Here is a 12218-nt window from a genome sequence, read left to right on the forward strand (position 1 = left end):
CTGCCAGTGGCGTACCAGCACCTGCCGCAACAGTTGCGGCAGGTGCTGGTACGCCACTGGCAGTGGCTGGCGGCGGCGGGGCTGGTGCTGCTGGCCCTGGTGCTGCACCATGTCAGGGTGAGCCGGCTGCTGCGCCGGCGGACCCGGGAGCGGGACCGGCTGCACGGGCTTATCCAGCACAAGGAGCAGGAGCTGGCCCGGGCCCGCCAGGCCACCCTGCTGGGAGAAATGGCCACCGGCCTGGCCCACGAACTGAACCAGCCCCTGTCCGCCATCCAGGCCTATGCCCAGGCGGGAGAACTGGTGACCGAAGAGGCCCGCAGCCGGGAAGCCTTTGGCCAGATCAGCCGGGAAACCGAGCGGGGGGCGGCCATCATCCGCCGCTTCCGCCAGTGGGCCACCCAGCCCCTGCCGGGGCCCGCCGCCTTCGAGCCCGCGGCCCTGTGCCAGGCCCTGTGCGAACGGCTCGGTCCCCGCGCCGAGGCCGGCCAGGTGCGGCTGTGTTGCGATACGGAGCCGGGCGAAGCCTACGGCGTGGCGCCGGCGGTGGAGCAGATCCTCACCAACCTGCTGGGCAACAGCCTGGATGCCTACCGCCGCCAGCAACGGGCGGGCACCCTGCGGCTGGGGCTGAGCCGGGCGGACGGCGGCTGGTGCTATGTGGTGGAAGACAGCGCCGGCGGGGTCGAGCAGGGGGTGCTCGACGCCCTGGGCCAGAGCCTGCCCGCCAGCCGCGTCCACGGACTGGGGATAGGGCTGTTGGTCAGCTACCGGCTGGCCCAACGACTGGGCGGGCGCCTGCGGCTGGAAAACACCGGCTGGGGCACCCGGGCCGAGCTTTTTCTGCCCGAGGAGGCATGATGCGGATTTATGTTCTGGACGACGACCCTCAGGTGCTGGCGGCCAACGCCTTCCTGCTCAAGGCCATGGGGCACGAGAGCCGGTGCTGGTCGGAGCCGGCGGCCTTTCTCGCCGAGCTGGACGACGCCGAGCCGGCGGTGCTGCTGCTGGATTTGGCGATGCCGGAACTGGACGGGCTGGCGGTGCTGGATATCCTGAACCGGCGCCGCAGCCCGGTGGCGGTTATTTTGCTGACCGGCCATGGCGACGTGCCCCAGGCGGTAACCGCGATGAAGCGGGGCGCGGTGGATTTTCTGGAAAAACCGGTGGATGCCCGCCGGCTGGCGACGGCCCTGGCCCAGGCCCGGGCGCGCGCCGGCGAACTGGAGGAGCGGGCCCGGGCCCGGCGGCAACTGGCCCGGCTGTCGGCCCGGGAGCGGGAAGTGGTGGCGCTGGTGGCCGGGGGGCTGACCAACAAGGCCATCGCCGACAGCCTTTGCCTGGCGGTGCGCACCGTGGAAGTGCACCGGGCCTCGGCCATGAGCAAACTGGAGGTGGCCAACATGGCCGAGCTGCTGCGTTGCTGGCAACAGGGTCAAGACTAGGCCTCAGCCCGCCGGAGTCAGCTCGCCCCTCAGGCTTTGGCCCATCAGCCGGCGGATTTGCTCCGGCGGCAGCTGCTTGCTGAGCAGGTAGTGCAGCTTGGCCAGGGCCGCCTCCGTGGTCATGTCGAAGCCCGAGATCACCCCGGCTTCGGCCAGGGCGTGGCCGGTGGCGTAGCCTTCCATATTGACCGAGCCGCGCAGGCACTGGGTGAGGTTGACGATAACCACGCCCCGGGCCGAGGCCTCGGCCAGCAGCGTGAGCATGGCGTCGTTCTGGGGCGCGTTGCCCACCCCGTATGACAAGAGCAGCAGCGCCTTCACCGGCTGGCGCAGCAGGTTGGCAATCACTTCGGCGGAAATCCCCGGATACAGGGTTACCACGCCGATGGGCTGGGGGGTGATGGGACTGACGGTGAGCGGCTTGCCGGTGGCGGTGCCGAGTTTGCCCGCTTCCAGGCCGATATGGATACCGGCGTTGAGCAGGGGCGGGAAATTGGGGGAGTCGAAGGCATTGAAGCCGTCGGCGTGCACCTTGCTGGCCCGGTTGCCGCGATAGAGCCGGTTGTTGAAGAACAGCCCCACCTCATGGATGGGGTATTCGGCGGCGATATAGAGGGCGTTGAGCAGGTTGTTGCGCCCGTCCGAGCGCAGCTCCACCAGGGGGATCTGGGAGCCGGTGACGATCACCGGTTTTTCCAGATCCTCCAGCATGAACGACAGCGCCGAGGCGGTGAAGGCCATGGTGTCGGTGCCGTGCAGCACCACGAAGCCGTCGTAGTGGTCGTAGTTGGCCTGGATGTCGTCGGCGATGCGCTGCCAGTCGGAAGGGGTCATGTCCGAGGAGTCGATTAAGGGATCGTACTCGTGGATATGGTAGTCGGGCATTTCCGGGCGGTGCAGCTCGGGGGTACGCGCCAGGCTGTCGGTCATAAAGCCCGCCAGGGGCACGTAGCCCTTGGCGGATTTCTGCATGCCGATGGTGCCGCCGGTATAGGCGATATAGATCCTTTTCTTGTCCATCAGAACTCCTGACATTCCACGCACAGTACATACTGGCCCCGGATGTCGTCGAAGCGACCCAGGGTGGACAACTCCCGGCCCAGTTGCTCGCCGGCCGGGCGCAGGGCGCCGGGCAGCATGGCGCCGAGGCGTTCCGCGACGCCGGCGCCGGAGTCGAGCAGCAGCTGCTCCATCAACACTTCACGGGCGCTGGCGGGCAGGCGCACCTTTTTCACCCGGTAGGCGGGCAGGCCGGCCAGCCCGGCGGCGCCGGCCAGGGCGTCGTCCAGGTAACCCAGCTCGTCCACCAGGCCCAGCGCCTTGGCGTCGACCCCGGTCCACACATGGCCCTGGGCGGCGCGCTCCACCTGCCCGGGGCTGAGCCCCCGGCCCTCGGCCACAATGTCCACAAAGCGGCGGTAGGTGTGTTCGACGCCGAGCTGAATCAGCTCCCGGGCGTGTTCGGGCAGGCCAGTGGTGAGGCCGGCGCCGACGAAGTCGGTGGTGCCCACGCCATCGCTGTTGAAGCCGAGCTTGGCGAGGGCTTCCTCGAAGGTGAGAAAGAGGCCGAACACGCCGATGGAGCCGGTGAGGGTGGTGGGGGCGGCGTAGATGCGGTCGGCATCCGCCGCTATCCAGTAGCCGCCGGAGGCGGCGGTGCTGCCCATGGACACCACCAGCGGCTTGCCGCTGGCCTTGAACTGCAGCAGGGCGGTGCGGATCTGTTCGGCGGCGAAGGCGCTGCCGCCGGGACTGTCGATGCGCAGCACCAGGGCGTTGATCTCGTTGTCCAGGCGGGCTTCCTCGATAAGCCGGGCCAGGTACTCGTCGTTGATGGTGTTGCCGCCTGCCTCGTTGCCGCTCATGATGGCGCCGCTGGCGGTAATCAGCCCCACCGCCGGCGCCGTGGTGTCGCGCTGGCCGGCCCGGGCCAGGTAGCTGGCGATGCCGACGCCGCTGTATTCGCCGGCCTGGCTGTCCCAGCCCACCTGCTCGCCTATGGTCTGCAGCATTTCGCCGCGTCCGGCCAGGCGGTCCACCAGCCCCATCTCCAGGGCATAGCGGGCCGGATCGCCGCCCACGGCGCGAAAGCGGCTGAGCAACTGCTCTTTTTCCGGGCTGACATGGTCGGCGGGAATGCCGCGCAGGGTGGCCACCCTGTCCTGGTAGTGACGCCACAGCTGGCCAAGCCAGCGCAGGGTATCCTCCCTGCTTTCCGGCGACATGTCGTCGCGCAGGTAGGGCTCGACGAAGGATTTGTAGGTGCCCACCCGGAACACATGGGGGGTGATGTTGAAGCGCTCGAAGGCCGACCTGTAGTGCAGCCGGTACACGCCCATGCCCTGGATGGTCACGGCCCCGGCGGGGTTGAGCAGGATTTCGTCGGCATGGGCGGCCAGGTAGTACTGGCCCTGGGTGTAATAGTCGCCGATGGCGTACACCGGCTTGCCCGAGGTTTTGAAGCCCTCTATGGCCTCGCCGATTTCGTCGAGCCGGGTCAGGCTTGATTCGGTCATGTTCTGCAGCCGCAGCACCAGGGCCTGGATGCGCTCGTCATGCCGGGCCCGGTCCAGGGCCTGCTTGATGTCGCCCAGGGTGGCGGGCGGCGGCGTGTCGTCGCCGGCCAGCCACTTCTGTACCAGCCGGCGGGGGCTGGCGGGACTGTCCTGCTCCGGCACCGGACCGACAATCTCCAGGGTGAGGGCCGCGCTATCGGGCAGGCGGGGTGCTTCCTCCCGGGCGGTGAACACCAGCACCAGGGAAACCAGCACGGCCAGGAAGAAAAGATTGATAATCAACATGCGGATGGCATTCAGCACCCGACCCAGGGTACGGAAAAACCACTTGATGGCAGACCACATAGCGACGCCTTGAACGGAAACGTTGTCGAATTGGTCCATTATGACGCGAGCCGGCGCACAATGCCATGGAGCCGGCGTCGGCAGGATATAAAACAAGTGTTTGAAAAAGGTGTTTTAATCCATTAGCCTGAGCGGGTCATTTCGGCATCTACCGGCGGAGGGATCATGAGCCGTTACCCCCATTTACTGGCGCCCCTGGATCTGGGCTTCACCACCCTGAAAAACCGGGTCCTGATGGGATCCATGCACACCGGCCTGGAAGAGGAAAAAGGCGGTTTCGAAAAACTGGCCGCCTTTTACCGGGAACGGGCCCGGGGCGGGGTAGGGCTCATCATCACCGGCGGCATTGCCCCCAACTTCCGGGGTCGGCTGATGCCCCACGCCGCCCAGCTCAGCTTTCCCTGGCAACGGGCCAGGCACCGGCGGGTGACTGACGCGGTGCACCAGGAGGGCGGCAAGATAGCCCTGCAAATCCTGCACGCCGGGCGTTACGCCTACCATCCCTTCCTGCAGGCGCCCTCGCCCGGGCAGGCGCCCATCAGCCCGTTCAAGCCGGCGGTGATGAGCGAGCGGCAAATCCGCCACTGTATCGACGACTTCGCCAATACCGCCCGGCTGGCGCGGGAGGCCGGTTACGACGGCGTTGAAATCATGGGCTCCGAGGGCTACCTCATCAATCAGTTCGTCTGCGCCCGCACCAACCATCGCCAAGATGGCTGGGGCGGCGATGCCGGGCGTCGCAACCGTTTCCCGCTGGAGATAGTGCAGGCGGTGCGCGCCGCCGTGGGCGAGGATTTCATCATTATCTTCCGGCTGTCGATGCTGGATCTGGTGGAGCAGGGCTCGAGCCTGGAAGAGGTCATTGCCCTGGGCCAGGCCCTGGAGCGGGCCGGGGTGACCATCATCAACACCGGCATCGGCTGGCACGAGGCGCGGGTGCCCACCATCGCCACCAGCGTGCCCCGGGCCGCCTTCAGCTGGGTTACCGAGCGGGTGCGCCAGGCGCTGTCGGTGCCGGTGGTGGCCACCAACCGCATCAACACTCCCGAGGTGGCCGAGGCCATACTGGCCGGCGGCCAGGCGGATCTGGTGTGTCTGGCCCGGCCCTTCCTGGCGGACGCGGACTTCGTGGCCAAGGCGGCGGCGGGCACGCCCGAGCTTATCAACACCTGCATCGCCTGCAACCAGGCCTGCCTGGATCATATCTTCAGGGGGCGGCGGGCCTCCTGCCTGGTCAACCCCAGGGCCTGTCACGAGACCGAGCTGAATTTTTTGCCCACGGCCGCGCCCAAGCGGTTGGCGGTGGTGGGCGCGGGGCCGGCGGGGCTGAGCTTCGCCTGCGAGGCGGCGGCGCGCGGCCACAGTGTGACCCTGTTCGACCGGGCGGCGGACATCGGCGGCCAGTTCAACTATGCCAAGCAGATCCCGGGCAAGGAGGAGTTTTTTGAAACCCTGCGCTACTTCCGGGAGCGGCTGGCGCGAAGCGAGGTGAACCTGCGCCTGGGCACAGAAGCCACGCCCGAGCGGCTTTCGGCGTTCGACGAGGTGGTGCTGGCCACCGGCATCCGCCCGCGCACTCCGGAGATAGAGGGTATCCATCATCCCAGGGTGCTGAGCTACCTGGACGTGCTGGCACGCCAGGTCCCGGTGGGGGAGAAGGTGGCCATCATCGGCGCCGGCGGCATCGGCTTCGACGTGGCCGAATACCTGGTGGCCACTCCGGCCCAGGGCGCCGAACACTGGCTGGCGGAGTGGGGCATCGACAAGGAGTACCGGGCGCCGGGCGCGCTGATGACGCCGGCGCCGGTCAAGCCCGGTCGCCGGGTCTGGTTGCTGCAGCGCAAGGCCGGCAACCCGGGCCAGGGCCTGGGCAAGACCACCGGCTGGATCCACAAGGCCAGCCTGCGCCACCACGGGGTTATGATGTGGGGGGGAATAAGCTACCAGCGCATCGATGACGACGGCCTGCATATCGAGAAGGACGGCGAGCCGCTGTGCCTGGCGGTGGACCACGTCATCGTCTGCGCCGGCCAGGAGCCGGAGCGCGGCCTGCAGGCGGCGCTGGAGGCCCGTGGTGGCAAGGTGCACCTGATCGGCGGCGCCGATGTGGCCGCCGAGCTGGACGCCAAGCGCGCCATCCGCCAGGGCGCCGAACTGGCGGCGAGGATATGAGCCACCCGGCCATTTGAGAATGCCTCTTTTTTGCTTTGCTCCGTTCTGGCCGGCTGCTAAGGTAGCGCCATTGCAAATCGGAGTGAAATGATGAACGCACTGGAACTATTACTGAACCGCCATTCCTGCCCCCGCCTGGCCGAGCCGGCCCCGGCGGGCGAACAACTGGACACCATTTTCAAGGCCGGGCTGCGCGCCCCGGATCACGCCACCCTGACGCCCTGGGAGTTTATCGTCTTTACCGGTGAACAGCGCGACCGGCTGGGGGAGATCCTGGCGGCGGCGGCCGAGGCCAGGGGCGAGGCGCCGGAGGCGGTGGACAAGGCGCGCAAGGCTCCCCTGCGTGCGCCAATGGTGATCGCCGTGGCGGCCAAGGTCAAACCCCACGACAAGGTGCCGGCTTTGGAGCAACAGCTGTCTGCCGGCTGCGCCCTGATGGCGATGCAGATGGCGGCCCAGGCCCAGGGTTTCAACGGCATCTGGCGTTCCGGCTGGTTTATCTTCGATCGTTCCATTCACGACGGACTCGGCCTGGACGAGCAGGATCAACTGGTGGGCTTTTTGTACCTGGGCACCCCGCTGGTGGAAGTGCGCAAGCTGCCGGAGCGGGATCCGGCCCAGTTCGTGCGCTATTTCGAGTAATCGCGGCGGGCAGACGACGCCAAACTATCCATTCCCGGGCGGCCTACGGTTTGCGCCAGCTGAAGCGGCGCCTACCGCTTAGGATTGTGCTGTCGTCATGTCCGGAGGGTGGGCGTCGGGCAGTGCCATCCGGTTCTGGGGCGACTCAGCCCCTTCCTTTTTGTTCCAGCAGTGCCAGGGCTTCGCTGGTATTGAGGTTGAAGAAGGCCTCGGCTTCGTCGCTGAAGTCCACCGGCACCAGCTGGTGGCGTTCGTACCACAGTTGCAGCTTGCGATCGCCGCCGTCCAGGTAGTTGCACAGGGAGGGCAGCAGCGACTGGTGCAGCAGGGCGGTGGCGGCGTGCAGCTGGAGGCCGTCGTCCACCACCGCGATCTGGTCGTGGCGCTGCACGGCGGTGCACAGCCGCCTGGCCAGATCGAGCGGCACCAGGGGACTGTCGCAGGGCACGAACAGCACCCACTCGCTGGGTGCATGGGTCAGCCCGGCCTCGAACCCCGCCAGGGGGCCCACATAGCCGTAGCCTTCGTCCCGCACCACGGGGGCCAGCTTGCGGTACTCGGCCAGGTTGCGGTTGGCATTGATCAATACTTCACCCACCTGGGGTTTGAGCCGCTCCAGCACATGGCAGACCAGGGGCTTGCCCCATAGCGGCAGCAGTCCCTTGTCGGCGCCGTTCATGCGGCGCCCCTCGCCGCCGGCGAGGATAACGGCGGTAATCTCTTTCGGATCCAGCATAGCGTTCCCAGTGTGACGGCTTTCCTTATTAATATTAACCGCTTAACCCTGCCAAGAGCAGGGGCTGCGTCAAACAAATGGTATTTTTATGGTTCTTGCTCTTGGCGGCACCAGCTCCTAACATGGGGGCCCTACAAAAGATAACCGGCGAGTCAATGCCGTGGCTCCGGCACCCGGCAAGAGCCGGTCTCACCCGGACCGCCGTTATCGACACCCGTTAAGGCCAAGATAATGACAATAAAAAATCTGCCCGGCGGCCCCTTCCAGGGCCGCCCCCTCGTCGCCGCCCTCGCCATCGCCGCCCTGATGCTGGCGGCCGCCAACCTGCGCGGCGGCCTGGTGGTGGTGGGCCCCCTGGTGGTGGAAATCCGCGAGGCGCTCGACATCAACGCCAGCGCCTTCAGCCTGCTCACCACCTTGCCGCTGATCTGCTTCGGGGTGGTGTCCATCTGCGTGCCCTGGCTGACCCGGCGCTGGGCCCCCCAGCAACTGGCCATCGTCGGCCTGCTGGTGATAAGCGCAGGCGTGTCCCTGCGGCTGCTGGAGCAGTTCCCCCTGGTGATCCTCGGCACCCTGCTGCTGGGCTCGGCCATTGCCGTGCTCAACGTACTGATCCCCGGCCTGGTCAAGGCGTTTTTCCCGCGCCAGGTGGGGCTGATGACCGGCCTCTACTCGGTTACCCTCAGCCTGGGGGCCGGCCTGGGCGTTTACCTGGCGGTGCCCTTGATGGAGCAGTTCGGCAACTGGCGCTATCCGGTGGCCCTGTGGGCGCTGCTGCCCCTGTTCTGCCTGTTGTTCTGGCTGCCCATGCTCCGGGTGAGGGGCGTGGGGCGGCCCAGCAACCCGGTGCGAGTCAGCCTGTGGCGGGACAAGACCGCCTGGGCCATCACCCTCTACATGGGATTGCAGTCCTTCTACTTCTACTCCATGGCCACCTGGCTGCCCAAGATACTGCTGGAGAGCGGCCTCGATGCCCACCAGGCCGGTACCGCCACGGCGCTGATCAACCTGGTGAGCATTCCCTTCAACCTGTTCGTGCCCATCATGGCGGCCAGGATGAAGGATCAGCGTGTGCTGGTGCTGGCCACCTTTGCCGCCTCCTTTACCGGGGTGGCCGGCCTCTGGTGGCAGCCGGCGGCGGCACCGCTGCTGTGGGCCTCGCTCATCGGCATGGGCTGCGGCAGCTCGCTCAGCCTGGCGCTGTCGTTTTTCGTGCTGCGGGCCGCCAATACCGCCCAGGCCACGGCGCTCTCGGCCATGGCCCAGAGCATCGGCTACCTGCTGGCGGCATTGGGGCCCTTCTCCCTCGGCCTGCTGCGGGACATCAGCGGCGCCTGGCAGTGGGCCCTGGCCGCCATGCTGGCGCTGCAGCTGTTCCAGTCCGGCTTTGGCTGGATGGCGGCCCGGCCGGTCAACGTGGTGCCGGATCAGGAGCGCTAGGCTTACTCCCCTTGGGGGATTCTGCTGTTAGGTGTCAATAAGGAGCGCGGCTTTTCCTAAGCTTGGTGGCAGGCAGGGAGGAGCCCTTATGAAACACGCATGGTTAGTGCCCCTGGGCCTGGTGTGGGTCGCCGGCGAGGTCCAGGGGCTTGCGCCCCCGCCGCTGCAACTGGCGGGCTGGTACCAGCAGCAGGACACGGCCCTTTACCGGGTGAGCGAAAAGCTCGACGGGGTGCGCGCCTATTGGAATGGCCGTGAGCTGTTGTCCCGCAGTGGCCACCGCTTTTCGGCGCCGGACTGGTTCCTGGCCGGTTTTCCCGCCACGCCCCTCGACGGCGAGCTGTGGCTGGGTCGGGGCCGCTTCAGCGAGCTGTCCGCCGCCGTGCGTCGCTTTGTCCCCCTCGACGATGAATGGCGGCAGATCCGCTTTATGGTGTTCGACCTGCCTGCAAGCGAGCTGCCCTTCGAGGCGCGGCTCTCGGCGCTGCAGGCCTTGTTCGCCACCCTCGATACGCCCCACCTCGAACTGGTGGAGCAGCGGCGGGTGCCGGATCGGCCCGCCCTGTCGGCCTGGCTGGCGGAAGTGGAGGCCGGGGGCGGGGAGGGGCTGATGCTGCGCCACCGCCACAGCCGTTACCTGCCGGGTCGCAACGAGGATCTGCTCAAGCTCAAGCGCCACCGGGACGCCGAGGCGGTGGTGCTGGCGCACCTGCCCGGCCAGGGCAAATATGAAGGCATGCTGGGGGCACTCCTGGTGGAAACCCCGGACGGCCGGCGCTTCCGGCTGGGCACCGGCTTCAGTGACGAGCAGCGTCGCCGGCCGCCACCGCCGGGCAGCACCGTCAGCTATCGCTACCGGGGCGAAACCGCCACCGGCCTGCCGCGCTTCGCCAGCTTCCTGCGGGTGAGAAGCGACGAGCCCGGGCAGCCTTAGACTGGCGCCGCTGCCTGCCCGGGGGTAAGGTAGAAGGCAACGCCATCGAACCGAGGGTCCCGCACCTTGTGCCTTATCGCCTTTTCCTGGCAGCCGGGGGGCCGACGCCCGCTGCTGCTGCTCGCCAACCGTGACGAATTCTACCACAGGTCCACGGCCCCGGCCGGCTGGTGGCCGGACCACCCCCATGTCTGGGGCGGGCGGGATCTGCAGGCGGGTGGCAGCTGGCTGGGGGTCACGCGCCACGGTCGGCTGGCCGCCATCACCAACCACAGGGATGGCCGCGCCGCGCCCCTGGCGGAGGCCCGTTCCCGGGGCGAGCTGGTGGCGGAGTTTCTGACCGGCAGCCTGAGCCCGCAAGACTATATGGCGGGCGTGATGGCCCGGCGCGACGCCTACCAGGGCTTCAACCTGCTGGTGGGGGATCTGCGCGGTGGGGAACTCTGGTACGGCGGCAACCGGCCCGGCGCCGATGCCCGCCCGCTGGCGCCCGGGCTCTATGGCTTGTCCAACGCCGTGCTGGACAGCCCCTGGCCCAAGGTGGAGCGGTTGAAACAGGGGCTGGCGAGCCTGGCTACCGACCATGACGAAACCGAGGCCCTGGCCCTGCTGGGCGACAAGCGCCTGGTCGCGGATGAGGCATTGCCGGACACCGGCATTGATCTCAAGTGGGAGCGGGCGCTGTCGGCGGTGTTTATCGTGCACCCCGGCTACGGCACCCGGGCCCAGACCCTGGTGAGCCTGGCCGACGACGGCAGCCTGAGCGCCGTGGAGCTGGGCTTCAACGACGAGCGCCAGGGCCAGGCGTTGCAGCCGGACACTCTGTGCCGGCTGCAATTGTCGCTTGATATCGGGACCGAGCCGGCCTCAGGACTGTTGTGCGGCAGCCAGGCGGGCTGAACGCCGGCCAGTGGATCCGCGAACTCCGCCTGCAGGGCGCCGAGGCCGACATTCGCCGCAGTGGCCCCGGTATCCGGCTTGCTTTCGTGGCGCTTGGACCCGTACCGAAAAACCGTCAGGGAGCGGCCCGCGGAGCGAACCATTGGTCGTCGATGGCTTTGAGCAGCTCATCGGGGGTGAGCTGCTGCGTCATGCGTCATGCGTCCGCGCAGTACCTGGCGATGCTCGAAGGAGCGGGCGCCGCGCGCCATCACCTTGGCCCTGAACGCCGCTATGTGGTCCTCGCCGAACTGGCTGTTGAAGGTGTTGAACAGCACGACGTGCTGGCCGTCGAAGCGGTGGTGCTCGACAAAGGCCCAGATCGGCGGCGCCGGGCTGTACAGCCAGACGGGCGAGCCGAGGTACAGGGTGTCGAACGGTGTCAGGTCAATGGTGCGCGGCGTAATCTCGGGCAAGGTGCCGGGCGTGCGTTTCAGGGCGTTCGCATCCTTGAGCGCGTGCGCCAACCCGGGCATGCCGAGCCGGTAGTCCGGCGCCTGCAGGGCGAACAGGCGGGCATTCAGCCGCCCGGCCAGGTGGCGCGCGGCCAGCGCGGTGTTGCCCGAGCGCGAGAAGTACACCACGGCGGCGCGCGATGCGGTCGCCCCGGCCGGGACGGAGGGCGCCAGGCCCTCCAGTTGACGGGCCTGGCGGCTTTCGATCCAGGTGACGGCCAGCAGCACGCCGAGTACGGCCAGCAATGCCAATAACAGGGCGGCGGACAGCCAGGGCAGCAGGGACATGGGTTTCCTCATCAGCGGAACGCCTTAGAGCCTGTTCAAAGTCTGCTGCGCGTCGGCCCTGCTGCGTTAAAAACAGGCTCGGAATGCTCATTTACAGCTCGTAAACTCCGCTTCCTCGCCTGTTTTTGCCTTGCATGGCTCTAGAGCACCGATCAGTTTAAAAATCGGCCAATCAGCTATTTGTTGTCTGTTGCAACGTAGAGAAGAGTCAACAGGGCCACCTCCGCCGACACGCCGCAAAATATGACACTCGCTGTTTCGGCCTGCTGCGAACATTCACTGGATGTTCGGTCAGGCCGAAACCGC

At 67.5% G+C, this 12218-nt stretch carries 11 protein-coding genes; 7 read left to right on the top strand and 4 right to left on the bottom strand.

The window, feature by feature from the left end; translation table 11 throughout:
- Both CGX12_RS17100 and CGX12_RS17105 read left to right on the top strand, forming a co-directional pair.
- Positions 1-861: sensor histidine kinase (locus CGX12_RS17100; RefSeq protein ID WP_254918333.1), on the top strand; the 861-nt coding region annotated here is incomplete at its 5' end.
- On the top strand, positions 861-1445 hold the full coding sequence (locus tag CGX12_RS17105; RefSeq protein ID WP_094041053.1) for a response regulator transcription factor: 585 nt from the start codon (positions 861-863) through the stop codon (positions 1443-1445). The genes CGX12_RS17100 and CGX12_RS17105, both read left to right, overlap by 1 nt.
- Positions 1446-1448: 3 nt before the next feature.
- Here the strand turns inward: CGX12_RS17105 and ansA are convergent, their stop codons facing one another.
- Complete coding sequence (ansA, locus tag CGX12_RS17110) at positions 1449-2465, bottom strand: asparaginase (protein WP_094041054.1); 1017 nt, start codon at positions 2463-2465, stop codon at positions 1449-1451.
- A complete protein-coding gene (gene sppA, locus CGX12_RS17115) occupies positions 2465-4306 on the bottom strand; it encodes a signal peptide peptidase SppA (protein ID WP_094041055.1) in 1842 nt (613 codons plus the stop codon). The genes ansA and sppA overlap by 1 nt, the downstream gene beginning before the upstream one ends.
- A 165-nt stretch (positions 4307-4471) precedes the next feature.
- Here sppA and CGX12_RS17120 point away from each other — a divergent pair, with 165 nt between their 5' ends.
- Together CGX12_RS17120 and CGX12_RS17125 are read left to right on the top strand one after the other, a co-directional pair.
- Complete coding sequence (locus tag CGX12_RS17120) at positions 4472-6478, top strand: NADPH-dependent 2,4-dienoyl-CoA reductase (protein ID WP_094041056.1); 2007 nt, start codon at positions 4472-4474, stop codon at positions 6476-6478.
- 90 nt (positions 6479-6568) lie between these two features.
- The gene (locus CGX12_RS17125) at positions 6569-7120 is read left to right on the top strand and encodes an NAD(P)H nitroreductase (protein ID WP_094041061.1); all 552 of its coding nucleotides are present in this window, start codon (positions 6569-6571) and stop codon (positions 7118-7120) included.
- Positions 7121-7265: 145 nt separating this feature from the next.
- Here the strand turns inward: CGX12_RS17125 and mobA are convergent, their stop codons facing one another.
- Positions 7266-7856, bottom strand: a complete 591-nt coding sequence (mobA, locus tag CGX12_RS17130; protein WP_094041057.1) for a molybdenum cofactor guanylyltransferase MobA — start codon at positions 7854-7856, stop codon at positions 7266-7268.
- A gap of 231 nt (positions 7857-8087) precedes the next feature.
- Between mobA and CGX12_RS17135 the strand changes: the two genes are divergently transcribed.
- From CGX12_RS17135 to CGX12_RS17145, 3 genes are all read left to right on the top strand, one after another.
- Positions 8088-9296: a CynX/NimT family MFS transporter gene (locus CGX12_RS17135; RefSeq protein ID WP_094041058.1), complete on the top strand. Its 1209-nt coding sequence runs from the start codon at positions 8088-8090 to the stop codon at positions 9294-9296.
- Between the two features lie 88 nt (positions 9297-9384).
- Positions 9385-10230 carry a DNA ligase gene (locus CGX12_RS17140; RefSeq protein ID WP_094041059.1) on the top strand — a complete coding sequence of 282 codons (846 nt, stop codon included), beginning with the start codon at positions 9385-9387 and terminating at the stop codon, positions 10228-10230.
- Positions 10231-10296: 66 nt separating this feature from the next.
- Positions 10297-11130: an NRDE family protein gene (locus tag CGX12_RS17145; protein ID WP_094041060.1), complete on the top strand. Its 834-nt coding sequence runs from the start codon at positions 10297-10299 to the stop codon at positions 11128-11130.
- Between the two features lie 167 nt (positions 11131-11297).
- On the opposite strand, the gene CGX12_RS17150 is transcribed toward CGX12_RS17145, so the two are convergent.
- Entirely contained in the window at positions 11298-11912 is a 615-nt protein-coding gene (locus CGX12_RS17150) for a flavodoxin family protein (RefSeq protein ID WP_217898202.1), read from the bottom strand.
- Positions 11913-12218 lie beyond the last annotated feature (306 nt).

Source organism: Zobellella denitrificans (assembly GCF_002237365.1).
Lineage (GTDB): Bacteria > Pseudomonadota > Gammaproteobacteria > Enterobacterales > Aeromonadaceae > Oceanimonas > Oceanimonas denitrificans.

Bases quoted from the DNA above. Each gene is read 5' to 3' on its own strand.
- sppA (WP_094041055.1), bottom strand. From the start codon at position 4,306: ATGTGGTCTGCCATCAAGTGGTTTTTCCGTACCCTGGGTCGGGTGCTG.
- mobA (WP_094041057.1), bottom strand. From the start codon at position 7,856: ATGCTGGATCCGAAAGAGATTACCGCCGTTATCCTCGCCGGCGGCGAG.
- CGX12_RS17140 (WP_094041059.1), top strand. From the start codon at position 9,385: ATGAAACACGCATGGTTAGTGCCCCTGGGCCTGGTGTGGGTCGCCGGC.
- CGX12_RS17120 (WP_094041056.1), top strand. From the start codon at position 4,472: ATGAGCCGTTACCCCCATTTACTGGCGCCCCTGGATCTGGGCTTCACC.
- CGX12_RS17125 (WP_094041061.1), top strand. From the start codon at position 6,569: ATGAACGCACTGGAACTATTACTGAACCGCCATTCCTGCCCCCGCCTG.
- CGX12_RS17135 (WP_094041058.1), top strand. From the start codon at position 8,088: ATGACAATAAAAAATCTGCCCGGCGGCCCCTTCCAGGGCCGCCCCCTC.
- CGX12_RS17105 (WP_094041053.1), top strand. From the start codon at position 861: ATGCGGATTTATGTTCTGGACGACGACCCTCAGGTGCTGGCGGCCAAC.
- CGX12_RS17150 (WP_217898202.1), bottom strand. From the start codon at position 11,912: ATGTCCCTGCTGCCCTGGCTGTCCGCCGCCCTGTTATTGGCATTGCTG.
- ansA (WP_094041054.1), bottom strand. From the start codon at position 2,465: ATGGACAAGAAAAGGATCTATATCGCCTATACCGGCGGCACCATCGGC.